Here is a 25,360-nt window from a genome sequence, read left to right as displayed (position 1 = left end):
CATGCTCCGCATCATTTTTAATCTTTTCACTGACACAAGCCGTCCGTCGGCGAAATTTAGCCGCAAGGCTGCCGTGGCACAGCGTAATGGCTTCACTTTGGTCGAAATGATGGTGACATTGTTCATTCTCGCGCTGCTGACGACCATCGTCGCCCTCAATGTCTTGCCCAATCAAGACAAGGCGATGGTGCAAAAGGCAAAGGCTGACATAGCTGTCTTGGGACAAGCGCTTGAGACATATCGTTTGGATAATCTGACCTATCCAGATGCCGGTGCGGGATTGCAGGCTTTGGTCACGCCGCCTGCCGCTGCTGGCATGCGCAGCGTGGGTTATATCAAAAAACTGCCGTCGGATCCGTGGAACCGCCCGTACCAATATACAACGCCGGGCAAGAACGGCGCCTTTGACATCTACTCGCTTGGTGCCGATGGTGCGCCGGGTGGCGAGAATGAAAATGCCGATATTTACGGCGACTAAGCCGTCAATCCATCCCAATGTAAAAGCCGATGAACGCGGTTTCACTTTGGTGGAATTGATGGTGGTTATCTTCATCATTGGCATTGCGAGTGCAGCGGTCGTCATGACGGTGCAGTCAACCGATCGCGGTGCACGTGATGAGGCGGAGCAATTTGCCGCGCGCGTTGCTGCCTTGCGCGATCATGCCATATTGCAGTCGCGCAGCATGGCAGTAACCGTGCGCCCGTCTGGCTATGGCTTTGAGGCGCGGAATGCCGGTGCGTGGCAACCATTGTCCGAGGCACCCTTTACGGCAACGGATTGGAAAAGTGGTACCTCTGTGCACATGGCTGGCGTGCGGCAAATGCGCATCGCCTTTGACAGCACGGGTATGCCATCAAGCGCGGCCAATATTACGCTAAAGCATGATGCGGTAACCGTAACACTTGCGCTGGCCGCGACTGGAGACGTGCGCATTGTCCGGTAATTCACAACCAACACAAAATGGCTTCACATTGTTGGAGATCATGGTTGCGCTGGCGATTTTCAGCCTTGCTGCGCTGGCGATGGTCCGCCTGCAGGGCTATTCGGTGCGCTCCACATCCAATTTGGGCGACAGCAGCATGGCATGGCAAGTGGCGCGCAATGTGGCGGTCGAAATCCTGTCAAACCCCGCGCCGCCCACCGTGGGCGAAACGCGTGGCGAAGAAATGAATGGCGGCCAGAATTGGCGCTGGACAGCAACCGCAAGCCCGACCGACGACACGCGCCTTGTGATGATAGATATTGATGTTGTCGGCACCGGCAATGCGGCCTTGCGTAAGGCCCGCCTGACGATCGCAAGGCCGGTTGAACAATGAACGCGCCACGGCAATCGGAGGCGGGATTTACGCTGATTGAGCTGCTTGTGGCGCTGGCCATTTTTGCGCTCATTTCGGTTGCAGGCGTTACGCTTCTGCGGTCAGGCACAGACACGCAAATTGCGGTCAAAGAACGTCTTGGCGAAATGGCGCTTTCGCAGCGGCTGACCAACGCGCTGGAGGCAGACCTTGCGCAAGCCATCGCGCGGCCAGTGCGTGACCAATCCGGACAGCCCGTGCCCGCCTTTACCCAAGGCGATGCGACTGTGTCCGGTGGAATATTTGGGCTGGTGCGGGGGGGCTGGTCCAATTTCGATGCTGCGCCACGCGCGGGCCTGCAGCGCGTGACCTATGTGCTTGAGAATGGCGCGTTGAAACGGCTGAGCTGGCCGATGCTGGACGGTGCTGCGCCTGCTGACGCGGCAACAATGCTTGAGGATGTTGTGACAGCGACCGCCGAATATCGCGACGATAAGGGGCAATGGCGCGGCGATTGGACCGCAACCGATGCGAACGCCTTGCCAAGGGCGATCGCCCTGAAGGTTACCGTCAAGGGCAAGCCTGAACAGCGGATGTTGTTCCTTGTGGGGCCGCAGACACGCATCTTGCCAACACCGAGTGCAGAAGAAGGGGCGGCTGGCTGATGTTGCCCAAGTCATCTGAACGCGGCGCGGCGTTGCTGTCGGTATTGCTGATGGTTGCTGTGCTTGCGGTCATTGCCGCGACGACGCTGGACCGGCTGACGCTGTCGAGCAAATTATCCACCAATGGCAACACGCTCGCACAGGCGCGGATGTTTACCTACGCCGCTGAGTCCATTGCGGCGGCGCGGATTGAGGACTTGGTCGCACGCGATGCTGCGCAAACCACTTTGGCAGGCGGCTGGCTGGGGGCTCCACAAAGCCTGCCTATTCCCATCGGAACAGCAACGGCGACAGTGCGTGATGCCGGGAATTGTTTCAATCTCAATAGTTTGGTGACGAAATCGGGGGAACGATATCAGGCCAGCACGGCGGGTCAGGATCAGTTGACGTCGTTGCTGGTGGTTCTTGGTACCGATGAGAATGCCGCCCGCGCAATCGCAGCTGCAGCAGCAGATTGGGCCGATAGCGATATTACCCCGTTGCCCAATGGCGCCGAGGATGATACGTACCGCGCCGCGCCAGTGCCTTATATGGTCGCCAATCGGCCATTTGCCCATCCAAGCGAACTGCGCGCGGTAAAAGGCGTGAGCCCCGCGATTTATAGCAAGCTGCAGAACTGGATTTGCGCGCTGCCCGAAACCATATTGTCCCCGTTGAACGTCAATACCCTGTTACCCGAACAGGCGCCATTGTTGGCGATGCTGTTCCCGCCAGGTAAATTGAATATCGCGACCGCACGGAGCTATCTCGCCAAGCGGCCATCGAGTGGCTATGGCAGCCTCATTCGATTCTGGGCTGCCCCCGAACTGGCAGGGTTGGAGCCGGCACCTCTGGTTCAAGGGCAGGTAAAACTGACGAGCAATTATTTCTTGCTGGATACACGGGTATCGCTTGGGGAACTGGCGCTCGCCGGGGACTCGATGATCGTCGCTTCGCCTGCGCCAGCGCGCGTCATTTGGCGCAGTTGGGGGGAAGAGGAATGACCGTCGTCATCCTGCGCTTCCCGTCGTCCGATGTCGATGACCCCGCGCTGTTCCGCGTGACGGACGGCGTGTGGCAACATGCCGGTGCATTGTCCGAATTTATGCCGTCGGCGGATGACGAAACAGTGATGGCGGTGGTGTCGCCGGCTGATGTGCGCTGCAGCTGGTTTTCGCTGCAAGGGTTGGAGGCGCGCCAAGCAGAAGGCGTGGCCAAGCTTCGCGCCGCCGAACAATCACTTGGACTGGTGCACACGAGCGCGGCGCAGCATGTTGGCGATGATTATGTAACAGCCACAATCGCGCCCGAAGTCATGCAATATGGGTTGGATCGCCTAGCAGCGCACGGCGTGAACCCGGACATTGTTGTGCCATTTGGCCTCGCAATTGACCCGCCTGCGGACGTGGTCGTCACGGCCGCGTTTGAAGGTATGAATGTCCTTCGCAGCGCGCAATTCGCGATGCCGGATGAGCCTGTTTTCCGAAGCATTTTTGCAGGCGAGACCGCCGTCGATATTTTGGACGCGGACACAGTGCGGACAATGCTTTGGACAGCGAGCCAGCAACCGCTGCTAAATTTGCGCGAGGGTATCTTTGCCAAGAAAGTGCGTTCCATCTGGGCAACGGCAGAACAGCTGAAATGGATTAAGCGCCTGTGCATCGCGCTTGTTGTGATCAGCGCGCTGACCATGTTGGTGACGCTCGGGAAATATTGGAACGCAACCAGCAACGAAAACAGCATCGCGCTTGCCGCGGCGCAAAAGGTTGATCCAGCGATTACCGATGTTGATCAGGCGGAGGTGCAACTCGCCGCTGCCATGCGCAAACAAGGAATAATGCAAGGGCGCTTCTCGCCATTATCGGCGGCATTATGGCGCAGTGTGAAAGCGTCGCCCAATGTTTCGGTGCGTGACATGCGCTTTGGCCAAGATGGGATACTGACGGTCGTTTTGGCCGCTCCAAGTTCCGACAATATCAACCAGACACTACTCGCCATACAGCAGGATGGTTTTCCCATCACCGCCACACCGCGTACAGACGCGACGGGCGCCACGCTGGTCGATCTTACGATGAGGATGCCATGATAGCTGCAGCACGTGTGTGGTTTGCTGCGTTGACGCGGCGTGAGCAATGGCTTGTCGGTTCAGCCGGCGGGCTGACGGCGTTTGTGGTGCTGGTCTTTGGGATTATCATGCCGGTGTTATCCGCCGTCGAGCAAGCCAAGCTTGACCATGACGCCGCGGTGCAGCGTCGTGGGCGCATTGTCGCAACGGTTGATGCCGCATTGGCAAAGCCACGCGTTGCCCGTGCAACGGCTCCTGCCAATATCGATGTGCTGATTACACAAAGTGCAGGCGAAAAGGGCTTTGACATCATCACGTCCGGCAATGCCGCGCCGGGCCAAATGCGCTTTCGTATCGATCAGGCACGTGCGCCTGCTTTGCTTGCCTGGCTGATGGAACTCGAGAGCCAGAATATAACCGTCAGCGGTCTCACATTACGCACAGGCACGAATGGGACCGTCACCGTCGATGCCCAGCTGCAGCAGGATGCGCCATGAGCCGCCGTCTGGTCGTCGCCTGTGCTGTGCTACTGATGCTCTCGGTGATCCTATTCATGCCGCTGCGGACCATTTTGGGCGGTGAGGGCGTTTCGGCGCGCAAGGTGGATGGCATCATCTGGGACGGGTCTATCCGTGACTTGCGCCTTGGCAAATTGCCTATTGGCGATGTGAATGCGCGTCTTTTGGTCGGGCCTTTGTTTTTGGGCCGCGCGGACATCCTATTGTCGCGGGGCAATGCACCCTATCGCCCCGGATTTACAGGGACAGTGTCGCGCGGTTTTGGCGGCATGTCTGTCAATAATCTGAACGCTACACTTCCGGTCGCTGCGCTTTTTGCGCCTTTTCCGGCTGAAAATATCCAGTTTGAAAGCTTCTCCGCGAAATTCGCGGCTGGCCGGTGCATGCAGGCAGGTGGGCAAGTGCGTCTGATCATGTCGGACAGTTTGCCCGGGCTGAACCTGCAAAATGGCATGCTTGGACAACCGCGCTGCGATGGTGCTGGGATTTTGCTGCCCTTGGTCAGCCAATCTGCCATGGAACGCGCCGACATCCGGCTGTCCGCGGACGGCAGCTACACGGTGACCGTCACGCTTGAAACCGAGGCGGTAGAGCAGGGTACGGTGCTGACGCTTGTCGGATTCCGTCCGGTCGCTGGCGGCTATCGCCTTGTGCAAAAGGGCCGGTTCTGAACGGCGCTCTGTTACATTTCAGCGCTATAGTTGCGGGATTGCCTTTATGGTTCCTGCTAGCCTCACAACTGACGGTGGGTGCGATCTGGGGAAGCTTCGTCGCCGCCATGTGCAGTCGGTGGCCGACTGGCAAAAGTGTGGCAACGGGGCGCTCTCACTGCGATAATTGCGGGCATCAGATTGCTGCCTACGACCTAATTCCAATTGCATCGTACCTATTGTTAAAGGGCAAATGTAGACATTGCCGTGGGCCTATTGGCCTTCTGCCTTTGGCAACGGAATTGATCGCAGCCTTAATCGGTGCAGTGGCTGTTCTCCTGCTTCCGCCAGAGCAGGCCATCGCAGCTGCTGTGTTTGGCTGGCTATTACTTCCGCTCATCGTGCTGGATTATCAGCACCTTTGGCTTCCAAACCGACTGGTGCTTTTGTTAGCGGTCATGGGTGTTCTGGTGGGGCCGATGCTTACACCCGACATCGCCTGGACAGGCAGGGCCACAGGAATGTTGGCAGGCTTTTTGAGCTTGGAATTGGTTCGGCAGGCGTACAAACTTTTCAGGAAACATGATGGCATGGGTGCCGGCGATCCTAAACTCTTTGGTGCTTTGGGAATCTGGTTGGGTTGGCAGGCCCTGCCGATGACGTTGCTGATTGCGAGCGCAATCGGACTAACTGTGGTCTCCAGCCTGCATGTAATCGCCAAGCATCAGCGCAATGCACTTCCATTTGGAAGCTTTCTAGGCGTTGCCGCATTCGCCATCGTCCTGCTGGGCTGCTAAGGAGGAGTATCTCCATTAAGCCCTGGCAAGCATGATTTTCTGGGATTGGCGAAAAGCGGATGCCGGAGACGCCCGCTCCAAATTCGGGGCGCAGACCCTCTGAACCAGATGCTCACGATATCGTCTCGCCCATAGCGAAAATCAAAAAACCTAGCCTAAACTGGCCTTATTAGGGCAGCCTGGGATCAGGTTTTTGAATGTCTGGGTGAGGAATACAGGCTGTCTGGTGCGGCCAAGAAGACTCGAACTTCCACGGGCTTTCGCCCACAACGACCTCAACGTTGCGCGTCTACCAATTCCGCCATGGCCGCACGCGCCTCGACAGGTAGGAGGGGGCCACTAGCAAAGCCCGTTGGCCGGCGCAACAGGCTTTATCGGTTTAGCAATGCCCGGGGCATTGTCGCAAATCGGCGCAGGACGAAACTTGGCCGGCGATTGGCCGTATTTCTAGGCAGTGGCACGGCGAATAACCCTAATCAACTCTTGCCTATATTGGTAAATGGGTCGTTTACTATAGGCATGATTCTCACTGCAGTCCTTTTGGCTGCCGCAGCAGCTGCAGCTGTTGCTGGAGGCCCCGTGCAACGGCGCGGCGCGGAGCGGGTTGCATCGGCGACCGTGACAATCGTGCGGGCAGAGCGCATTTCACCTGCTGTGGTCGCGCAAAGCACGGCAAAACAGGATCGCCAAATCAGTGTGCGTGAAGCCAAGCCGATGGTTGAGTTTTACTGAAAGGCCATATGGCCAACGCGATATGGGCGCATCGTTTCGATGTTGGACTATTTCCGGCGCAGCTTGAACACCGCATGTTGCGCCAGCAGGTTGGCGAAGCGATCGGCGCGCGGCTTGTTTCCAGATAGAAACCACTGGCCCTCAATCTCGATATTCCGGTCGTGTAACAAGCTTCGGAAATCGTCGATGGTCACATGGTGGATATTAGGTGTGTCGTACCAGAGGTGAGGAAGTTGCTTGGTCACGGGCATACGTCCGCCAAACATATGCGCAAAACGGATGCGCCACTGCGCAAAGTTGGGGAAGGAGACAAATGCCTCACGCCCGATCCGGACCAAATGGTCGAGAACCAAATCCGGTCTTTTGGTCGTCTGCAATGTCTGGCTGAGAATGGCATAATCAAAGCTGCCGTCTGGATATTCCGCCAAATCGGTGTCGGCATCCCCCTGGATGACCGATAGGCCCCGGGATACTGCGGTCGCAACATCGTGCGCATTCAGCTCAAGACCGCGGGCATCGACATTTTTGGTATCACGTAACGCCGCCATCAACTGCCCGTCACCGCAGCCAACATCAAGCACACGGGCCCCCGCGCGGACTTCACGGGCTATGATGGCAAGGTCAGGGCGAAGTGCGCTCATCATTGCTCTCCTGCGCGCAAGAAACCGTCTACGATGCGGTTCATCTCGGGCGCTTCCAGCAAGAAGGCATCATGGCCAAACGGGCTTGATAGCTCAACGAAGCTGACCGCAGCACCCGCGGCGTTCAATGCATGGACAATGCGGCGCGATTCTGCGGTCGGGTACAACCAGTCACTGTCAAAACTGATCAGGCAAAAGCGTGTCTTTGTGCCTGCAAATGCCTTTGCCAAAACGCCGTCATGCGGTTCGGCGAGGTCAAAATAGTCCATCGCGCGCGTGATGTAGAGATAGCTGTTGGCATCAAAGCGGTCGACAAAGCTAAGACCTTGATAACGCAAATAGCTTTCCACCTGAAAATCGGCGTCAAATCCGAAGCTTTTGGCATCGCGGTTTTGCAGGCGGCGGCCAAATTTCTCGGTAAGGCCTGCCTCCGACAGATACGTGATGTGCGCGGCCATACGGGCAACGGCGAGGCCCGATGATGGTGCCTCGTCGCCATAATAGGCCCCATTGTTCCAACGTGGGTCCGCCATAATGGCCTGACGCCCGACCTCGTGAAAGGCGATATTCTGTGCGGAATGGCGGGCGGTAGACGCAATCACGACCGCCGACTTCACCCGTTCGGGATATAAGGCTGCCCAGCTTAACGCCTGCATGCCGCCCATCGATCCGCCCACAACAGCCTCAAGCGTTTCGATGCCCAGATGGTCAAGCAACAACGCCTGTGCCCGCACCATGTCGGGGATGGTGATAACGGGAAAACCCATAGCGTAGGCTGCACCCGTTATGGGGTCGATGCTGGCGGGGCCCGAGGAGCCCATGCAACTGCCCATGACGTTGATGCTGATGATGCAATGCCGTGCGGGGTCGATGGGCTTGCCTGGCCCGACCATACGCGTCCACCAACCGTCCTTGCCGGTCATAGGATGCGTGGACGCCACATATTGGTCGCCGGTCAGCGCATGGCAGATGAGAATGGCGTTCGATTTATCGGCGTTTAATGCGCCATAGGTTTCATAAGCGATATCGACAGGCGCAAATTCCGCGCCGCTGTCCAGTCGCACTGGTCCCAGCAGGCGTGCCTTCTTATCCAGACCGAAACGCGTATCTTCTTGCATAAGCAACGCCATATCAGCGTGGCCGTGCGAAACAATAGAAACTCTTTCATGTGCGTTGGCCAAATAGGGCGAGCGTTGCGCTTCGTTGCTTGCGCCGCTATGGCCACGGGCATGAACACGCCTACCGCCAAACCATGGATCGAAGCCATCAGCGCCTATACCCCCGGCAAAGCAAAGTCGGATGATGGACGGGTGCTGATAAAATTATCCGCGAACGAAAATCCGCTTGGCTGCAGCCCGCATGCGGCCGCAGCACTTGTCGATAAAGGCGCGTCGCTTGCGCGCTACCCTGACCCCGCCAGCACGGCGCTGCGCGAGGCTTTAGGCGCAGCCTATGACGTCGACAGCGACCTGATCGTTTGTGGTACCGGCTCTGACGAGCTGCTGAACCTGATCGCCATGGGCTATGCAGGTGCTGGCGATGATATCATTTATGTCCGCTACGGCTTTTCGGTGTACGACATCGCCGCGCGGAAGACCGCTGCCAATGTGATTGTCGCCCCTGATAAGGATTATGGCACGGACGTGGATGCGTTGCTGGCGTTGGTGACGGATAAGACACGCGTTGTTTTCGTCGCAAATCCCAATAACCCGACCGGCACCTATTGCAGCGACGCCGAAATCGCACGGCTTCATGCTGGCCTACCCGGCAACTGCGTCCTTGTTTTGGACCAAGCCTATGGCGAGTATCTTGAGGATGACGGCCCTGCCGCGCTGGAGCTTGCGCGTCAGCATGACAATGTCCTGATTACGCGCACATTTTCCAAAATCTATGGTCTTGCGGCCGAACGCATTGGCTGGTGCTATGGTCAACCCGGCCTGATCGCGACGCTCAACCGCGTGCGTGCGCCGTTCAATGTAACCACTGCAGGGCAAGCCGCAGCGATTGCCGCGCTTGGCGATACAGATTTCGTGACGCGCAGCCGCCAGCATAATGCCGAATGGCGCGATTGGATGGCAGCGGAATGTGCGGCACTGTCGAACCATGGCGTGAAAGTCATCCCGTCGTGGGCAAACTTCCTGATGATATTGTTTGAAGGCAATTGCAGTGCGGAAGCGGCCTATAATGGCCTGATGGCCGAAGGCTATATCGTCCGCTGGCTGCCGGGTCAGGGCCTTGGCAGCGGGCTGCGGATTACGATTGGTACCGAGGATGAAAATCGCGGTGTCATGGCGGCATTGCGCAAGATATTGGAAGCAAACGCCTGATGCTGCCGTTTGCGCGTTTAACGGTGATCGGGCTTGGGCTCATCGGCTCGTCTGTCGCGCGTGCCGTTAAGGCGAACATGCCGTCGGTGCGGATTACCGGCCATGATGCCGATCCGCTTGTCCGTGCACGCGCGGTCCAATTGGGCATATGCGACGATGTCACCGATACCTCGGGCGCGTCGGTCATGGACGCGGACCTTGTCATATTGTGCGTACCGGTAGGCGCCATGGGGGCAGTGGCAGCGGACTTCGCGTCCGACCTGCCTGCCGATGCCATCGTCAGTGACGTCGGCTCATGTAAGCAAAGCGTGGCGGACGCGCTTGCGGCCGTTCTGCCCAACGCCATGATCATTCCCGCCCATCCGGTTGCGGGTACGGAAAAAAGCGGTCCGGATGCGGGTTTTGCAACCCTGTTCAAAGGCCGCTGGTGCATATTGACGCCGCCCGAAAATGCGCCAGAGGCAGCGGTTGAGCGCTTGCGCAGTTTTTGGCAGCGCCTTGGCGCGGATGTCGAAATCATGGATGCGCGCCACCATGATATGGTGTTGGCGGTCACCAGCCATCTGCCGCATCTTATCGCTTATACTATCGTCGGAACCGCCGATGATCTTGAAGGCGTAACGCAAAGCGAAGTTATCAAATATTCCGCCGGTGGTTTCCGTGATTTTACCCGCATCGCCGCGTCCGATCCCGTCATGTGGCGCGACGTATTCCTGTCGAACAAGGACGCTGTCCTTGAGATGCTGCAGCGTTTTTCGGAAGATTTAAGCGTCCTGCAACGCGCCATCCGGTACGGCAAAGGCGAAGAGCTGGAGGCGTTGTTCAGCCGCACGCGTGACATCCGGCGGTCGATTGTCGAACAGGGCCAAGATGACGACGCGCCCGACTTTGGACGCAAGCATTAATTCAGCGCGTTAATCGCCGCATGCACCCGCGCTTCAATTTCTTCGCGCGGCAGGCCCGTGGGAAGTTCTTCGCCTACTTTGTACGTAATCGTCCCTGATTTCCAGATACCGGTCTTGCGCGGGCTTAACGTGCCGCTGTTGACCGCGATTGGCACGACGGGCAGGTTTATGAGTTTGTACAAGCCGGCAAATCCCGATTGCAGCGGCGGCTGGCTGCCCGGCGCGACACGCGTGCCTTCCGGGAAAATCACAATGGGCCGTCCGTCTGCGATCATCTTTTTTGCCAAACCGAGCATGGCGCGCAGTGCTGACGCGCCGCCGTTGCGGTCAACGGGTATCATGCCATAAGCGCGCGCGGCGGGCCCCCAAAAGGGTATGTCGAACAGTTCTTTTTTGGTGACCACGGCGGGCTTGTTAAACATACGGGGCATGTCGATCGTCTCAAACATGCTTTCATGCTTGATCGCATAGAGCACGGGCTTGTGCGGCAAGTGGCCCTCAATTTTAATCGTGATGCCCAAAATCCGGCGGTAGCAGGCATATTGCCAGCGCGACCAACCGCGTACCGCCCACTGCATCAGCGGAATGGAAAACCATTGCGCGAAAAACGCTGTGGCCACGAAAAACACCGACCCAGTGTAGAAAATGGCAATGTACAAGGCAGATCGGATCAACGCGAACATCGGTTACATGCCCAGCAGAGACGCGACAGCCCGCAACCAATATTTATTATATTCTTTGAACAGCGCGCCCAGCGATGGGTGGGTCGATACGGCATCATTGGTGACAGCCACATTGGCGGACAATTCCCGGTCAAGTTCAAAGCGTGCGCGTCGCATATGCCAATCATGCGTAATAAGCCGCAAACTGGTCACTTTGTTCCGTTTTGCCCATGCCGCCGTTTCCAATGCGTTCGATCGGGTGTCGACAGACTGGAAACCCAGATCGATGCAGCATTTGAAATATTTCGACGAACCCGGATATTGCGCGGCAAGCTCCCGCGGTTTCACATCGCGGTCGACCCCGGAAATCAGCATTTTTTGCGACTGCCCCGATGCCAATATCTCAAGCCCACGGTCAATCCGGTTCGGCCCGCCCGTTAGCACAACGACGGCGTCGGTTGGGGTGATTGCCGCGGGTTGCGGCAAAAGCAACGCAAACCAGGCGAAGCCAAGCATCCAGACAAGCAATATAAAAGCAATGGACCGTCTGATCATAACATTCTCTTCAACGCCGAAATCACCGTCATACGCGCCATAAGCATGGCAAGCGCCATTACGGCAAGCGGAATGAGCGCAAGGATCGCCCAGCCATAATAAGGAAAGTGGGCGCCAGACAAAAGTCCGGGCTCAACCGCCGCGAACCGGCCACCCACGGTAATGATAACAACCGCTGCCACAATGAAACCCACGATGCCGCCGAGCAACGCATCCAAGGCAACGCGGCGTTGGAACAGGCGCGCGGCCTGAATATCGGTGCCGCCCATCATGTGCATAATCTCTATCGTTTCCCGATGGGTGTTCAGCGTGCTTCGGACCGCCAAAATCACGACAGCCGACGTGGCGACCAGCAGCAAAAGGAACACGGCCGCCGCCAGCCATAGCAGCGCGCGCATGAGTTCGAAAAACGGCGCCATCCAGCTGCTGTGCGAAGCCACCCGGATATTGGGCGCAACCGAACGCAGCGTTGACTGTAAGCGGGTCAGCGTTTCGGCAGTGGGTTCAGAGGCGAAGCGCACATCCACCAACGCCGGTACGGGTACATCTGCGTCAATAACGCCCGTACCCAGCCATGGTTCCAGCAAAGCCCGCACTTGCGCATCCGGCACGGGCTTTACCTCTGCAATGCTGTCCAGCTTGCGCAGCGCGCGGGTGACTGCGGCACGTTGCGCTGCGCGCTGTGCAGGGTCTGACTCGATGATTTGGACCGTCACTTGCCGTGCGAGATCCTGACCACCTTGGCGCGCAGCCTCAGCAAGCGTTAGCCCACCTGCCGCCACCAGCAATGTCAGAAACAACATGATGGCAATCACCCATGGCATCGGCCCCGACAAACGGCCTTCGGGGATAAGCTTGCGGTCATGCGCAGGTAGGGCGAAATCCAGCAGCATCAGTTGTCCAAAACCAATGGCCGTGGCGGGTGACGCAGGGATCCGGTGGGATCGGACAAGCGGCCTTTGTCGAGCCGCATCATCTGCGCGCCTTCAATCTCTTGCAGCAAATGGATGTCGTGCGTTGCGACTACGACAGTGGTCCCCAGCTTGTTCAGCGCAGCAAACAGCTGCAGCAATCGGCGCGCCATTTCCGGATCGACATTTCCCGTCGGCTCGTCGGCCACAAGCATTTCAGGGCGGCCAATGACCGCGCGGGCAATCGCGACCCGTTGCTGTTCTCCGCCCGAAAGCGTCGCGGGCCGCGCATCCGCCCGTTCGGTAAGGCCAATCCACGCCAACATTTCGGCGACTGGACCGCGTAAATCCTTTTCCTGAACGCCGGAAATGCGCAACGGCAGGGCGATATTGTCGAAAGCGGACAGATGCGGAACCAAGCGGAAGTCTTGGAAAACGACACCAATCCGGTGTCGAAGCCCCGGCAAGCGGTTGCGCGGCAAGGTACTGGCGTCATGCCCGAACATGCGGATTGCACCGCGGCTTGGGCGGTGCGCGAGATATAATAATTTCAGCAACGATGTCTTGCCCGCACCCGACGCGCCGGTCAGGAAATGGAAGCTTCCGGGGTACAAAGTAAAGCTGAGGTCGGTGAGTGTTTCCACCCCCGCTCCGTATCTTAGCCCGACATTGTCGAATTCTACCACGCTTTGCATCAATGCGATAAATGGCACAAACGGCATGACGGGGCAAAGGCTATTCATACGACCAGCGGCCGATGAACCTCCTCCGTCCACAGCATTTTATGAAAGCAGGGTTGCAAGTCATCGGCGGCTGCTGTTTATGCGCAGAGATGCTGCTCGTCTGTCCATCCTGCCGCACACGTTATGCTGTCCCTGACAATGCCGTTGGGGTTGACGGCCGCCAAGTGCGCTGTGCCAACTGCAAACATAGCTGGTTTCAGGCGGCGGTTGCGCCACAGGTAGCACCGGCACCCGCCGCTGTTGAACCCTTGGACACGCGTAGCGCGCCTCCCGCCGAGGCAACACCGCCAGTGCAGGCGGTGCCACCGGCTACACCCGTGGGCGAACCCGCGCCCGCACCCGTTCCGCAACCTCCGCCCCCGCCCCCGCCATTCGTTGCGCCAAGTGCGGTGGACGCAGAACGCGCAAATGATGCCGACGCGACGGAACCTGCATTTCCAAATTTTGCCGACATGCGCGCTGGACCCGCCAAAGGCGACGCCGCCTTTGCCGAACCCTCTGTGCCGCGCGGCGGATTATTGGACGATGCGCCTGCGCAGAGCCATTTTGCCCATGAACCACCGTTCAAGGCGCGCCGGAATCTCTCGAAGATATGGATGATGGCGGCTGTCGCCCTTGCCATTTTGGTGACGGCTATTGGCGGCGCGATATCCTATTTCGGAATGCCCGAAATCGGCCTTTCAAGCGCGGCGGCGGAACCCGATCTGACCATTGTTTTGAACGACAATCTCGAACTCAACGAACGCGAGGATGGCACGCCATATTTCATTGCGAGCGGCAGTATCGTTAATCCGACAGCCGTGGAGCAAAATGTGCCTGAAATGCTGGTCACGCTGAAGGATGCGAGCGGCCGGTCCGTCTACAGCTGGAAAATGAAGGCAAAAACACGCGCGCTTGGCCCCGGAGAAAAGGTCGATTTTAGCGAAGCACGGCTCGACGTTCCCTTGGCTGCTAAAGAAATCAGCGTCGGCTGGGTCCTGTCCGGCGAATAACGACGCGCTGTTTCGCGCGTGCAGGCCATGTGGCCGGGATATTTGGCACAAGGTCACTTGAACTCACTGGCGCACTTGGCTATGCGCTCCCCACGGCCAACAGGCCAGCGCCGCCTTAGCTCAGTTGGTAGAGCATCGCATTCGTAATGCGGGGGTCGTAGGTTCGAATCCTATAGGCGGCACCATTTCCCTCATGCACTTTACTTCGGCCCGCATTGGGTCTCACCGCTTTGACTCCAGCCGTGCAGCAACTGACTGATTATTCGGTACATAAGTCACTTCAGCTTGACCAATGGCGACGTGCGGGGCAGGAAGCCTGGTATGACCAATCTGACTGTTAGCGAAGCCGTACTTTCCCGCCGTTCCATCCGGGCGTTTAAGCCCGATGCCGTTCCCTTGGATGTGTTGCACCGAGTCATGGATACGGCGCGGTGGGCGCCTTCTGGCTGTAACTTCCAACCTTGGGAGGCAACGATCCTCACCGGGGAGCCGCTTGCGGAACTGCAGACAAAGATGCTCGCATCGCCAATGCAGGATCCGCCCGAATATTCATGGTCAGAGCCCGAAGTCATCCCGGAATGTAAGGCGCGCCTGCAACAGGTTGGGGCGTCCATGTATCAGGCGATGGGTATTGGCCGTTCAGCCGCAGATCAGCGCAGTGAATTCGTACGCAACAATGTCACGTCGTTCAAAGCGCCTGCTGTGCTGATGTGCTACTTCGACCGCCGCATGGGCTCGCCGCAATGGTCAGATGTTGGCATGTGGCTGCAAACGATCATGCTGCTGCTGCGCGGCGAAGGTTTGGACACGTGCCCGCAAGAATTCCTCGCCGTGCATGCAAAGCTCATCAAGGAGTTCATCGGCGTGTCGGATGAAACGCATATTTTCTTCTGCGGCATTGCCATTGGCTACCGCGATGAAGAGGCTGCGGTGAATGGTTTTGAGCGCCAGCGCGAGCCGGTTGAAGGCAATGTGCGCTTCATGGGTTTTTAAAGGACTGTGCGTTGGGGCGCTAAATAAGCGCGCCTCCATTCAATAGGTTGCGCCGGGTATCCACGGCACCCATTCGTTTTCGCCAAGGCCAAGCAATTCCGACGCGGTTTTTTGGCCGCTGGCGGTTTCCAGAATGCGGGCGAATATCTGCGCGCCCATGTCCTCGACGCTCATACCGTCTAATATGCCGCTGCAATCGACATCAATGTCGTCCGCCATATTTCGTGCGAGGGCAGCGTTGGATGCAAGTTTGATGGTCGGCGAGGGGATCGATCCAAAGACCGAGCCACGCCCCGTCGTGAATAAAATCAAATGCGCGCCGCCTGCGATCTGGCCCGTGGCAGAGCATGGGTCATATCCCGGCGAGTCCATGAACGTCAGGCCGGGTGCCGTCACTGTTCGGGCATAGTCAATGACCGCGTTGAGCGGTGTTGAGCCTGCTTTGGCAACCGCGCCCAAGGATTTTTCGAGAATGGTGGTGATGCCACCCGCCTTGTTTCCCGGCGACGGGTTATTGTCGAGGCTTGCGCCATCGCGCGCTGCATATTCCTCCCACCAGACAAGCCGATCGGCGAGCGTATCCGCGACGTCGGGTGATACAGCACGGCGCACGAGCAGATGTTCAGCGCCATAAATTTCGGGTGTTTCGGACAAGATGGCGCGGCCGCCTGCGGCTACCAGCCGGTCGACTGCTGCACCCAGCGCCGGGTTTGCGGTTATCGCGGAATAGCCGTCGGACGCACCGCATTGCAGACCGATGGTGAGGTTGGCAGCGGAGACAGATTGGCGGCGACATAGGTTGGCGCTGCGCACAAGGCGTTCCGCAATTTCGATGCCGGCGCTGATCGCCGCAGCAGTCCCGCCCGCGTCTTGAATGTTCAGCGCATCCCCGCGAAAGCCGGGCATGTCCTGAATTTGGTTCACTTCGCAGCCAAGCCCTACCAAAAGGACGCCGGCGAAGTTGGGGTTCGTGGCGTATCCTGTGATGGTGTGACGCAGATTTTCAATGCCGCGGCCGTCCTTCGCCATGCCGCATCCCGAATGATGGGTGAAGGCGACGACGCCGTCGACATAAGGAAAGGCGGCCAGACGTTCCGGCGTGAAATGGGCCGCAATGCGGCGCGCCACCGTCGCAGAACAGTTCACCGACGTCAGTATGCCGATGAAGTTGCGTGTACCCACGCGCCCGTCGGCACGAACAAACCCGTCGAAGCTGGCCTCGATCGGTTCGGGGGTGCGCAGGTCAACCCCGGTCTCGCTGCCCGCCGCCGTGCGCGCGAAATGCAAATTGTGGCTATGCACATGTGCACCCGCGGCAATGGCTTCAGACGCAAGGCCAATGGGTTGGCCAAGCTTGATAACCGCGTCGCCGCTGGCAATCGCGGTCAAGGCAACCTTATGACCGGCCGATATGGGTTCGGCGACCATGCACCCGTTTGTCAGGACATCGCCGGGGGCAAGGTCAGCAATGGCTATCGCAACATTATCGCGCGCATTGGCAATGATGAAGCGTGGTGCCATCGCTTATTGCACTTCAACCTTTGCAAGGCGCGGCGACAGCAAATGGATGGCCGCCACCGCGAGGAAATACACCGTGGTGCACATCGCAAAGATGATGGTGTAATTGCCCTGGGTCGCATCAAGAACCAAGCCCGTCGACTTCGCCATAATCATGCCGCCAATTCCGCCGGCAAATCCGCCAAGACCAATCACGCTGCCCACGGCCCGTTTCGGGAACATGTCTGGCGGAATCGAGAGCAGGTTGGTGGAGAATGCCTGATGCCCGGCCAGTGCGATGCCGATCAGCAGAACCGCGAGCCACATGTTGCTGACACCCGTGACAAAGAGCAGCGGGAGCACACATAGGCCGGCGATAATCATAGTGGCTTTGCGCGCGAAATTCGGTGTCCGCCCCTGTTGAATAAGCCGTGATGAGAACCATCCACCTGCAATGCTGCCGACATCGGACAGAAGATACATAATGATCATCGGCAACAGTACGACCTTAAGATCGACGTCATAGGTCGTGCTGAAATATTTGGGCAACCAGAACAGCATAAGGAACCAAACCGGATCGGTCAGAAACTTTGCGGTCGCAAAGGCCCATGCTTCGCGCTTGCGGACAATCCGGCTCCAGCCGATTTTTTCGATCTTTTCGGGCGGATCATGTTCAATCCATTTCAGCTCGCCTTCGCTGACTCTGCCGCTTTCGCGCGGGTTGCTGTAGAGCCACAGCCAAAGCCCAAGCAGGACAACGCCGAATAGGCCGGAGTAAATAAATGTCTCGCGCCAGCCAAGGCCAAGCGCCTGCATGAACAGCCACAAGGTCGGCGCGGTTAGGATGACACCAACTGTTGTCCCCGAATTGACCCAGCCAATGGCATACGCGCGTTCTTTTTGCGGGAACCATTCGCTGCTCGAACGGACAACAGCCGGGAAGTGGCCTGCCTCACCAACGCCCAACACAGCGCGGGCGGCCATGAATGATGCAACCGAACCGCCAAAGCCATGGGCGACATGCCCTATCGTCCAGATCGAAATCGCAATCGCATAACCGATTTTGGGTCCAAACCGGTCGATGACATAGCCCATGAACAAAAATCCAAGCGCATATGCCGCCTGAAATGCGGTGACGATATTTCCGTAATCGTCCTCGTTCCAATTTAATTCGGTCTGAAGCGTCGGCGCGAGCAGCCCGAGCATCGTGCGGTCAATATAATTGACTGTCGTTGCGAAGAATAAGAGGGCTATGATCGCCCAGCGGTATCGGCCGGTTCGTTCCGGAATTGAAGCGGTCTCCATAAATCCTCCTCTCATAGATATATTCAGACGATTGGCGCGGCCTCTATTGTGCAGCTTACCAACAATGATGTGTCAAAAAATGCCTGTACCGATTGTCCGGGCGTAACCTGATGCACGCCTGTCACAGCGCCCGACGAAATCCATGTGCCCGCTTTGATGGCGATGCCGCGTTCACCCAAATTGTTGAGCAGGAAGCGCACGGAGCCGAGCGGGCCATCGGGGAAGCTGTTGGCCGAGCCACTTCCGGCGACGGTGCCATCAATTTCCAACCGAACGACCCAGTCGGCAAAGTTGCTGTTCTGCCAGTCGGGTATCGCTTGGCCAATGATCAAACCGTTATTATTGCCGAAATCCGAAACGGTTACGGCTGGCCCCAGCTCATTGATGGTGGGCAATGGCGAGCTTGCAATTTCGATACCGACATGAACCGCCTCGATTTGGCGTTCTGCTTCTTCCAGCGTGTAATCATGCTTACCAAGCGGTAGGTCGGAGCCGATCTTGATCAGAAATTCGGCCTCGGCTGCGCCAAATCCGCCCGTGAATATGTTGCCAGACGCGACTGCATCCGCCGACAAAGTGCGCGAGGTAAAGATAGGCCCGGCCAGACGGTTCGCGCCAAATTTTTCAGACAGCGGCGGGAAAATGCGCCCGACTTTCCATCCAATGACGGACTGGCCGGTCGCATGAATCGCTGCGTCCTGAACCGCATAAGCTGCCGACAAGCTTTCAGGTATGGGGCCCGGATATTCCGGCAGATGACGGCCGTGACGCCGCGCTGCAACAAATTGGTTGGCAATATTCGTTGCTATCATGGGCGATCGTTTGCGCAGATATAATCTGCGTCCCTCATTGAAAATTCCGTTATGGTGGTTGTTATGGGAAACCGGTGTCATTTGCAAGGATGCGCCAGATGTTGTTCGCAACTTTTGCTGTATCGATATGCAATTCTTGCTATGCAGCTGATATGAAGAGCGTCCCAAAACCTCGGAACAAGGCGGCGGCAAAGCCGACGATCAATGATATCGCACGGCTTGCCGGGGTTTCAAAAAAGACCGTTAGCCGCGTCATAAACCGCTCTGGCTCCTTGCATGATGATACGCGGGAAAAGATTGAGGCAGTTATTCGCGAAACGGGCTATGTCCCCAATCCACAAGCGCGTGCGCTCGCCTTGGGCCGCAATTTCCTTATTGGCCTTGTCCACGACAACCCGAATGCGCAGATGATACTCAATATGCAGCAAGGCATATTGGAGGCGCTGCGTGACACAGACTTTGAACTGGTCGTGCGTCCGGTGGACAGGAGTTCGCCTGACATGCTTGACGATGTGCGCAGCTTTTTGGTGCGACAGCGGCTTTACGGCGTCGTTTTGTTGCCACCTATTTCGGAAATAGATGCCCTCGCGCGCCTGTGTGAAGAGGTGAATTGCAAATATGTACGCATGGGATCGTCCGTGCTCGATGATCCCGATCATATGGTGGCGTCCAATGACAGGGATGCGGTGATTGAGGCGACCCGCCACCTGATCGCGCAGGGACACCGCCGCATTGGGCTGATTTCCGGGCCGCATGGTTTCAACTCGGCGCAAGTACGGCGCGACGGGTTTGAATTCGCATTGGCCGAAGCGGGCATAAAGCTGCCCCGCAGTCTGATCGCCGATGGGCAATATACGTTCGAATCGGGAATTGCTGCGGCCGAAAGCCTGTTTGATTTGCAGCCGCGGCCGACGGCGATTTTTGCGTGCAACGACGAAATGGCCGCAGGCGTTCTGTTTGCGGCGCGGTCACGCGGCATCGCCGTGCCGGAAGAATTATCGATCATTGGATTCGATGACACACCCATTGCCGCACGGGTTTGGCCGCCGCTGACAACAGTGCGTTGGCCCATTGTTGCCATGGGCCGGTCGGCAGCACTTAAGATCATCGGCGATGCGACCTCTGTCTCGCCAGAGGATCAGGAGCCATCGACCTTCGTGTCGACGCTCGTACGGCGCGGTTCGGTCGCTCCGCCGATGAAATGACGATATTGCACTTGCAGATGACACCGGTTACCTTCATTGCAGATTTTGATTACAAACCATCGGGTTTGACGGGAAAGGATATTTATGAAGATCGCGCTGATCACCGAAAATAGCCAAGCGGCTAAGAACAGCATCATTAACGATGCACTGACTGCAGTCGCAGAGCCATTGGGCCATCAGGTATTCAACTATGGCATGTATAGCGCAGAGGATGCCGCTTCGCTGACCTATGTCATGAACGGTTTGCTTGCCGGAATTTTGCTGAACTCCAAAGCGGCTGATTTTGTCGTGACGGGTTGCGGCACTGGCATGGGTTCCATGTTGGCGTGTAACGCAATGCCCGGCGTATTTTGTGGCCTTGTGATCGACCCGACCGATGCGTTCCTGTTCAGCCAGATCAACGACGGCAACGCGATGTCGATGCCTTATGCAAAAGGCTTTGGCTGGGCAGCCGAACTGAACCTGCAAGATTGCTACCGCAAGATTTTCGAAAATGAAGGCGGCGCGGGTTACCCCAAGGAGCGCGCGCACTTCATGGCCGCCAACCGCAGCATATTAAAGGATGTTAAGGCAGCATCTTGCCGCGACATGCTGACCGTCCTCAAAACGGTTGATCAGGATCTGCTGAAGGCGGCGATTGCCGGTGAACGTTTCGCCGAATATTTCTATGCCAATTCGCAGGATGAAGAAATGTCGGCCTATCTGCGGAGCGTGGCAGCCTGATATGACCGCGCCATTTGATCTTTCGGGCAAAACGGCGCTGGTCACTGGTGCCAATACGGGCATTGGTCAGGCAATTGCCGTCGCCTTGTCAAAAGCAGGCGCGGATGTTGCCGTCGCGGGTCGCTCCGCGCCGACAGAAACGCTGGCTTTGATCGAAGCAAATGGACGCAAGGCGGTGAACATTACCGCTGACCTGTCTTCCATTGAGCCCGTCGCGCGCGTCGTTGATGAAACACAGGCGGCGTTCGGGCGGCTGGATATCTTGGTGAATAATGCCGGGATCATCCGCCGCAATGATGCCGTGGATTTTACCGAAGAAGATTGGGATGCGGTGATCGACACCAATCTTAAAACCTTGTTCTTCCTGTCGCAGGCTGCGGCCAAAGGCATGATATCGCAAGGTTCGGGTAAGATCATCAACATCGCGTCGATGCTCACCTTTCAGGGCGGCATTCGCGTGCCAAGCTACACCGCGTCGAAATCTGGCGTGGGCGGCTTGACCAAGGCGATGGCCAATGAATGGGCGGCAAAGGGCATTAATGTAAACGCCATCGCACCGGGCTATATTGAAACCAATAATACGGCAGCCCTACAAGCCGATGAAAACCGCAACCGTCAAATCGTTGAGCGCATTCCGGCCGGACGTTGGGGTAAGGCCGAAGATATTGGCGGAGCCGCAGTGTTTTTGGCGTCGTCTGCTGCCGACTATGTCAATGGCCACATTCTGGCCGTTGATGGCGGCTGGTTGGCGCGCTAACGTCCGGTAATGTCAAAGCCAGTCGTTTTCTTTGGTGAATTGCTTATTCGGCTAACGGCCCCGGGGCGGGAGCTGCTTATGCAGTCGCCATCCTTTGATATCCAAGTGGGTGGTGCCGAGGCAAATGTTGCCGTTGGCCTTGCGCATTTGGGGCATGCGACGACAATGATCAGCGCGGTTCCCGACAATGCGCTGGGGCGCGGCGCGGTGTCATCGATCCGCGCGCATGGTGTCGACTGCAAAAAGGTGCAGATACGCGACGGGCGCATGGGTCTGTATTTTCTGGCGCAGGGCGCGGGGCTTCGTGCTTCTGAAATCGTTTATGACCGCTTGGGTTCAAGCTTCGCGCAGGCGACGGCAGCGGACTTTGATTGGGATGAATTGCTCGCAGATGCACAGATGCTGCATTTGTCGGGTATTACGCCGGCACTCGGGCCGCAATCTGCCGAGGCTGCATTAGCAGCCGCAAAAGCGGCGGTGCGACTGGGCGTGCCGATTTCGTTCGATGGCAATTATCGCGCGATGTTGTGGGAACGTTGGGACAGCAACCCGCGCGCGATCCTGAGCGAATTGATCGGCATGGCGGATATCCTGTTCGGCAATCACCGTGATATATCTTTGGTCCTCGGTAAGGACTTCTCCGGCGACGGTGCCGACCGCAGACGCGAAGCGGCACAGGCTGCTTTTGATGCATTCCCATCGTTAAAACTGATTGCGTCGACCGCGCGGCATCTCGTCAGTGCGGATCATCACCAATTGTCCGCGCGTGTTGATTTGCGCGACAGCTTTGCGCAAACCGATGAGGTTGATGTCACCGGTATTATCGACCGCATTGGCGCAGGCGATGCTTTTGCCGCCGGTGTGCTGCATGCGCATTTCGCGGGCGGCGATGCCGACGCTTTGGCGAAGACGGGCCTTGCGCTGACTTGCCTCAAACATTCATTGCCGGGTGATGCGAGTTTGTTTGGGCAGGCTGACATCGACGCGTTCGTCGACGGAAATCTTGACGTCCGACGCTAACCATTTCAGCCGCCGTGCTGTTTTGGGCGGGGCAATGGCCATCGCTGCGGTGCCGACATATGCGTCCAAAGCGCAATCACATCTCCGCATTTTAAAAGGCATAAGATATGGCGTCGCCGAACGCTTTGCTGCGCCGCGCGCTGTGCCATTTGTTGCGCCCTCGGCGGGTGCCTTTGCGTCATTTGGGCCAGCCTGTCCGCAGCCCGGCAACCGTTACCTTCCGGCAAGTGAGGATTGCCTGTTCCTTAATCTGTGGGCACCCAAGGCAAAGGCACAGCAGCCCCGACCGGTCATGGTCTATTTCCATGGCGGAGCTTATTCGACGGGAAGCGTCACGGACCCTGTAAATGACGGCGTGGCGCTGGCTGCACATGGTGATGTTGTTGTCGTGACCGTAAATCATCGGCTCAACGCATTTGGCTATTTATATTCGCCCGAACGCTTTCCCGACAGCGGCAATGCTGGCCAGCTGGACCTCATCCTCGCGCTGCAATGGATTCAGGCACATATTGCCGAATTTGGCGGTGACCCTAGTAATGTGACCGTCTTCGGCCAATCGGGCGGCGGCGCGAAAATCGCTACACTGATGTCAATGCCTGCTGCCAAAGGCCTGTTCCACAAGGCCATTACAATGAGTGGCCAGCAGGTAACCGCGACAGGCCCGTTAAATGCGGAGAAGCGCGCGGCCGCGCTTCAGGCGGCACTGAACGGCCAAGACCCTGCAACAGTGCCGGCAGAACAGTTGGTTGCTGCCTTGTCAGCGCAAGATCCGATATTGGGCGGCGGCGTGTATATGGGGCCCGTGCTGGATATGCGTAATTTACACCGGCATCCATTCTGGCCAGACGCTGCGCCGCAATCACTGGATATTCCCATGATGTTGGGGAATACGGTGCTGGAATCGCGGGCATTTTACGCGCCGAATGCCAAGCAATTGGCCGGGCTTGATTTTGACAATCTGGCGCGTCGTGTCGCTCCGGAAATGCGGATTGATGCGCAGCCAGAGTGGGTGGTTCGGCAATTCCGATCGCAATATCCGGATGCGGCGCCTTTGGAATTGTTCCACCGCATCGTCACCACCGCGCGCAGTTGGCGTGGGCAGGTTATAGAGGCCGAAGAACGCGCCAAAGCAGGCGCACCCGCCTTTGTGTATCAGCTCGATTTTGAACAGGCCAAACACACCGACGATATCGGGCTATCGTTCGGAACCGTTCCCGAACCCTCTGCGGAACAGCAGGCTATGAGCGTACGGATCATGGATGCGTTTGTGCGCTTTGCACGCACCGGCAATCCGGGGTGGCAACCCTATAGCTTGGCGAAGCGCGAAACGATGATCTTTGACACGAACAGCCGCGTGGAGAATGATCCGCGTAAATGGGAACGCGAACTATTTGCGCGCATCCCTTATATTCAGCCCGGTACTTGAAGGTCCCTATTTGGGCGTGACGGGGTAGCTAATGATGAGGCTGAGGGGTTTGTTACCCGTTTGCCTTATGCCCACCACAGCGCCGTTATATAAGTACGCCGCCATCCCGGGGCGTAGCCGTTGCGACACGCCATCGGAGGTCACTTCGCCTTCGCCCGACAGGACATAATACACTTCGTCATGCGCAATAGGGTGCAGCCCAATGGCCGCGCCCTTGTGCAACACCCGTTTGCGAAATTCCATCGTCCGCGGCTGCGGCACAACGTCGCTGATGCGATAGGCGGTGCTCATGCCGATGGCCCCATGGGGCGGCGCTTCCTGCCGAACAACATCACGCTCGTTGACCACGACCATCGGCGGTGCGGCCATGAGCATGAGCAGAGAGAAAATCATATGCCGTTGATCACTGCCGCATAAAGCGGTCGCGTGCGGACATGGTTTCCTGCGCCGGGGCCTTTTGGCCGGGATAGAGACCGGATTTGGGCTCCATGGTGTCAAGGTCCCAATCGGCCTCTACAAATGGCGCTGCTGTTGGCTTTGGTGATGGATAAGCGCTAACCTCTGTCTCATCGTCGATGATTTCACCGCGCCCCTCGGCGATGAAAAACAGCACGCGGATATCATCTGCGTCCCGATCCCACGGACGGGCGCCCGCATTGGCCAGCACATGGGTTTCAACATCCCGCGCCGGTAGGACGGCAATGTTCGATGGCCAGATAACGGGTTTCTTTACTTCAATCAGTCTGGCGCGGGTTTCACCATAGCGGCCGAACATCGGCAAGGGCTTGCCAAATTTATCGACGGCAATGTTGTCACGCCCATGATAGCGCAGATCACCGTCACCGCCGAGCATGAGAAATGGCAAATCCTTGTCGGTGGAGGGGCCAGCGCGCATCACGTTGCCGACGGCTGTCATTTCGCCCATCACATAAGGCTGGCCAGCCCATTCGAGCGCCATCAGGTTATAATGCATCGCGCGCTTGCCCGGGTCGTAGATCAAATTGTTGATCATCGCCGCCTGTGCACCGCCCTTGATCAACGGGCTGCGTTCGACATTATGCGCCCAAATGTTGCGGTAAAACAGGATGCCGGTCGCATTGTCATGAATGAGCGAGCCTTTGCTATGCTCGCCCTTTGGGTGGCTGGTATCGGCAAGGCCTTCGGCTGCTAGGTTGTAGGAAAAG

The 25,360-nt window shown here is 57.7% G+C and carries 29 protein-coding genes, 2 tRNA genes and 1 pseudogene; 20 read left to right on the top strand and 12 right to left on the bottom strand.

What is annotated here, in order from left to right; all coding sequences use genetic code 11:
• The first annotated feature begins 1 nt into the window (after position 1).
• The 9 genes from gspG to ACIQ0G_RS01475 all read left to right on the top strand — a co-directional run bounded on the left by gspG (position 2) and on the right by ACIQ0G_RS01475 (position 5,970).
• Positions 2 to 478 carry a type II secretion system major pseudopilin GspG gene (gspG, locus tag ACIQ0G_RS01515; protein WP_397576378.1) on the top strand — a complete coding sequence of 159 codons (477 nt, stop codon included), beginning with the start codon at positions 2 to 4 and terminating at the stop codon, positions 476 to 478.
• Positions 450 to 944 carry a GspH/FimT family protein gene (locus tag ACIQ0G_RS01510; RefSeq protein ID WP_397576377.1) on the top strand — a complete coding sequence of 165 codons (495 nt, stop codon included), beginning with the start codon at positions 450 to 452 and terminating at the stop codon, positions 942 to 944. Before gspG ends, ACIQ0G_RS01510 begins: the two co-directional genes overlap by 29 nt.
• Positions 934 to 1,317 (top strand): type II secretion system minor pseudopilin GspI, encoded by a 384-nt coding sequence (gene gspI, locus ACIQ0G_RS01505; protein WP_397576376.1) that lies wholly within the window; start codon positions 934 to 936, stop codon positions 1,315 to 1,317. Before ACIQ0G_RS01510 ends, gspI begins: the two co-directional genes overlap by 11 nt.
• The gene (gene gspJ / locus ACIQ0G_RS01500) at positions 1,314 to 1,961 is read left to right on the top strand and encodes a type II secretion system minor pseudopilin GspJ (protein ID WP_397576375.1); all 648 of its coding nucleotides are present in this window, start codon (positions 1,314 to 1,316) and stop codon (positions 1,959 to 1,961) included. The genes gspI and gspJ overlap by 4 nt, the downstream gene beginning before the upstream one ends.
• Positions 1,961 to 2,944, top strand: coding sequence for a type II secretion system minor pseudopilin GspK (gspK, locus tag ACIQ0G_RS01495; protein ID WP_397576374.1), 984 nt, complete (start codon positions 1,961 to 1,963; stop codon positions 2,942 to 2,944). Before gspJ ends, gspK begins: the two co-directional genes overlap by 1 nt.
• Positions 2,941 to 4,026 carry a hypothetical protein gene (locus ACIQ0G_RS01490; RefSeq protein ID WP_397576373.1) on the top strand — a complete coding sequence of 362 codons (1,086 nt, stop codon included), beginning with the start codon at positions 2,941 to 2,943 and terminating at the stop codon, positions 4,024 to 4,026. The genes gspK and ACIQ0G_RS01490 overlap by 4 nt, the downstream gene beginning before the upstream one ends.
• Positions 4,023 to 4,502 carry a type II secretion system protein GspM gene (gspM, locus tag ACIQ0G_RS01485; protein WP_397576372.1) on the top strand — a complete coding sequence of 160 codons (480 nt, stop codon included), beginning with the start codon at positions 4,023 to 4,025 and terminating at the stop codon, positions 4,500 to 4,502. Before ACIQ0G_RS01490 ends, gspM begins: the two co-directional genes overlap by 4 nt.
• On the top strand, positions 4,499 to 5,194 hold the full coding sequence (gene gspN / locus ACIQ0G_RS01480; protein ID WP_397576371.1) for a type II secretion system protein N: 696 nt from the start codon (positions 4,499 to 4,501) through the stop codon (positions 5,192 to 5,194). The genes gspM and gspN overlap by 4 nt, the downstream gene beginning before the upstream one ends.
• 74 nt (positions 5,195 to 5,268) lie before the next feature.
• Positions 5,269 to 5,970, top strand: coding sequence for a prepilin peptidase (locus ACIQ0G_RS01475; RefSeq protein ID WP_397576388.1), 702 nt, complete (start codon positions 5,269 to 5,271; stop codon positions 5,968 to 5,970).
• 224 nt (positions 5,971 to 6,194) lie between these two features.
• Here ACIQ0G_RS01475 and ACIQ0G_RS01470 read toward each other — a convergent pair.
• Positions 6,195 to 6,281, bottom strand: a tRNA-Leu gene (locus tag ACIQ0G_RS01470).
• Positions 6,282 to 6,489: 208 nt separating this feature from the next.
• Here ACIQ0G_RS01470 and ACIQ0G_RS01465 point away from each other — a divergent pair.
• Positions 6,490 to 6,702 (top strand): hypothetical protein, encoded by a 213-nt coding sequence (locus ACIQ0G_RS01465; protein ID WP_397576370.1) that lies wholly within the window; start codon positions 6,490 to 6,492, stop codon positions 6,700 to 6,702.
• A gap of 47 nt (positions 6,703 to 6,749) precedes the next feature.
• On the opposite strand, the gene metW is transcribed toward ACIQ0G_RS01465, so the two are convergent.
• Complete coding sequence (gene metW / locus ACIQ0G_RS01460; RefSeq protein ID WP_397576369.1) at positions 6,750 to 7,346, bottom strand: methionine biosynthesis protein MetW; 597 nt, start codon at positions 7,344 to 7,346, stop codon at positions 6,750 to 6,752.
• Positions 7,343 to 8,461, bottom strand: coding sequence for a homoserine O-acetyltransferase (locus tag ACIQ0G_RS01455; RefSeq protein ID WP_397576368.1), 1,119 nt, complete (start codon positions 8,459 to 8,461; stop codon positions 7,343 to 7,345). The genes metW and ACIQ0G_RS01455 overlap by 4 nt, the downstream gene beginning before the upstream one ends.
• A 111-nt stretch (positions 8,462 to 8,572) precedes the next feature.
• On the opposite strand from ACIQ0G_RS01455, the gene hisC reads away from it, so the two are divergent.
• Together hisC and ACIQ0G_RS01445 are read left to right on the top strand one after the other, a co-directional pair.
• Positions 8,573 to 9,670 (top strand): histidinol-phosphate transaminase, encoded by a 1,098-nt coding sequence (gene hisC, locus ACIQ0G_RS01450; RefSeq protein WP_397576367.1) that lies wholly within the window; start codon positions 8,573 to 8,575, stop codon positions 9,668 to 9,670.
• The gene (locus ACIQ0G_RS01445) at positions 9,670 to 10,575 is read left to right on the top strand and encodes a prephenate/arogenate dehydrogenase family protein (protein ID WP_397576366.1); all 906 of its coding nucleotides are present in this window, start codon (positions 9,670 to 9,672) and stop codon (positions 10,573 to 10,575) included. The genes hisC and ACIQ0G_RS01445 overlap by 1 nt, the downstream gene beginning before the upstream one ends.
• On the opposite strand, the gene ACIQ0G_RS01440 is transcribed toward ACIQ0G_RS01445, so the two are convergent.
• The 4 genes from ACIQ0G_RS01440 to ftsE are packed head-to-tail and all read right to left on the bottom strand — an operon-like array spanning position 10,572 to position 13,398.
• Entirely contained in the window at positions 10,572 to 11,258 is a 687-nt protein-coding gene (locus ACIQ0G_RS01440) for a lysophospholipid acyltransferase family protein (protein ID WP_397576365.1), read from the bottom strand. The genes ACIQ0G_RS01445 and ACIQ0G_RS01440 overlap by 4 nt on opposite strands.
• A gap of 3 nt (positions 11,259 to 11,261) precedes the next feature.
• Positions 11,262 to 11,792: a YdcF family protein gene (locus tag ACIQ0G_RS01435; RefSeq protein WP_397576364.1), complete on the bottom strand. Its 531-nt coding sequence runs from the start codon at positions 11,790 to 11,792 to the stop codon at positions 11,262 to 11,264.
• A complete protein-coding gene (locus ACIQ0G_RS01430) occupies positions 11,789 to 12,685 on the bottom strand; it encodes a cell division protein FtsX (RefSeq protein WP_397576363.1) in 897 nt (298 codons plus the stop codon). Before ACIQ0G_RS01430 ends, ACIQ0G_RS01435 begins: the two co-directional genes overlap by 4 nt.
• On the bottom strand, positions 12,685 to 13,398 hold the full coding sequence (gene ftsE / locus ACIQ0G_RS01425; protein WP_397576387.1) for a cell division ATP-binding protein FtsE: 714 nt from the start codon (positions 13,396 to 13,398) through the stop codon (positions 12,685 to 12,687). The genes ACIQ0G_RS01430 and ftsE overlap by 1 nt, the downstream gene beginning before the upstream one ends.
• A gap of 89 nt (positions 13,399 to 13,487) precedes the next feature.
• Between ftsE and ACIQ0G_RS01420 the strand changes: the two genes are divergently transcribed.
• From ACIQ0G_RS01420 to ACIQ0G_RS01410, 3 genes are all read left to right on the top strand, one after another.
• A complete protein-coding gene (locus tag ACIQ0G_RS01420; RefSeq protein WP_397576362.1) occupies positions 13,488 to 14,438 on the top strand; it encodes an MJ0042-type zinc finger domain-containing protein in 951 nt (316 codons plus the stop codon).
• Between the two features lie 109 nt (positions 14,439 to 14,547).
• Positions 14,548 to 14,623, top strand: a tRNA-Thr gene (locus ACIQ0G_RS01415).
• Positions 14,624 to 14,759: 136 nt separating this feature from the next.
• Positions 14,760 to 15,431, top strand: a complete 672-nt coding sequence (locus ACIQ0G_RS01410; protein ID WP_397576361.1) for a nitroreductase — start codon at positions 14,760 to 14,762, stop codon at positions 15,429 to 15,431.
• Positions 15,432 to 15,470: 39 nt separating this feature from the next.
• On the opposite strand, the gene ACIQ0G_RS01405 is transcribed toward ACIQ0G_RS01410, so the two are convergent.
• Genes ACIQ0G_RS01405 through ACIQ0G_RS01395 form a run of 3 tightly spaced genes read right to left on the bottom strand, consistent with a single transcriptional unit; the run spans position 15,471 to position 19,045 of the window.
• Positions 15,471 to 16,952, bottom strand: a complete 1,482-nt coding sequence (locus tag ACIQ0G_RS01405) for a UxaA family hydrolase (RefSeq protein ID WP_397576360.1) — start codon at positions 16,950 to 16,952, stop codon at positions 15,471 to 15,473.
• Between the two features lie 3 nt (positions 16,953 to 16,955).
• The gene (locus ACIQ0G_RS01400) at positions 16,956 to 18,233 is read right to left on the bottom strand and encodes an MFS transporter (RefSeq protein WP_397576359.1); all 1,278 of its coding nucleotides are present in this window, start codon (positions 18,231 to 18,233) and stop codon (positions 16,956 to 16,958) included.
• Between the two features lie 23 nt (positions 18,234 to 18,256).
• Entirely contained in the window at positions 18,257 to 19,045 is a 789-nt protein-coding gene (locus tag ACIQ0G_RS01395) for a 2-keto-4-pentenoate hydratase (RefSeq protein WP_397576358.1), read from the bottom strand.
• Between the two features lie 152 nt (positions 19,046 to 19,197).
• Between ACIQ0G_RS01395 and ACIQ0G_RS01390 the strand changes: the two genes are divergently transcribed.
• The 5 genes from ACIQ0G_RS01390 (at position 19,198) to ACIQ0G_RS01370 (ending at position 24,176) form a co-directional block, all read left to right on the top strand.
• Positions 19,198 to 20,250 carry a LacI family DNA-binding transcriptional regulator gene (locus ACIQ0G_RS01390; protein WP_324479328.1) on the top strand — a complete coding sequence of 351 codons (1,053 nt, stop codon included), beginning with the start codon at positions 19,198 to 19,200 and terminating at the stop codon, positions 20,248 to 20,250.
• A gap of 84 nt (positions 20,251 to 20,334) precedes the next feature.
• Positions 20,335 to 20,973: an RpiB/LacA/LacB family sugar-phosphate isomerase gene (locus ACIQ0G_RS01385; protein WP_397576357.1), complete on the top strand. Its 639-nt coding sequence runs from the start codon at positions 20,335 to 20,337 to the stop codon at positions 20,971 to 20,973.
• 1 nt (position 20,974) lies between these two features.
• Positions 20,975 to 21,730, top strand: a complete 756-nt coding sequence (kduD, locus tag ACIQ0G_RS01380; RefSeq protein WP_397575732.1) for a 2-dehydro-3-deoxy-D-gluconate 5-dehydrogenase KduD — start codon at positions 20,975 to 20,977, stop codon at positions 21,728 to 21,730.
• Between the two features lie 9 nt (positions 21,731 to 21,739).
• Positions 21,740 to 22,750, top strand: coding sequence for a PfkB family carbohydrate kinase (locus ACIQ0G_RS01375; RefSeq protein WP_397576356.1), 1,011 nt, complete (start codon positions 21,740 to 21,742; stop codon positions 22,748 to 22,750).
• Positions 22,751 to 22,784: 34 nt separating this feature from the next.
• Entirely contained in the window at positions 22,785 to 24,176 is a 1,392-nt protein-coding gene (locus ACIQ0G_RS01370) for a carboxylesterase/lipase family protein (protein ID WP_397576386.1), read from the top strand.
• Between the two features lie 6 nt (positions 24,177 to 24,182).
• Here ACIQ0G_RS01370 and ACIQ0G_RS01365 read toward each other — a convergent pair whose 3' ends face one another.
• Positions 24,183 to 24,569, bottom strand: coding sequence for a cupin domain-containing protein (locus tag ACIQ0G_RS01365; RefSeq protein WP_395628147.1), 387 nt, complete (start codon positions 24,567 to 24,569; stop codon positions 24,183 to 24,185).
• Positions 24,570 to 24,579: 10 nt separating this feature from the next.
• Positions 24,580 to 25,360: pseudogene (locus ACIQ0G_RS01360) on the bottom strand (pectate lyase); the annotation flags it as partial.

It is taken from the genome of Sphingorhabdus sp. (genome assembly GCF_044354325.1).
Taxonomy (GTDB): Bacteria; Pseudomonadota; Alphaproteobacteria; order Sphingomonadales; family Sphingomonadaceae; genus Sphingorhabdus_B.
The sequence above is the reverse complement of the archived record's forward strand: the minus strand, read 5'-3'. Positions and strand labels throughout refer to the sequence as shown.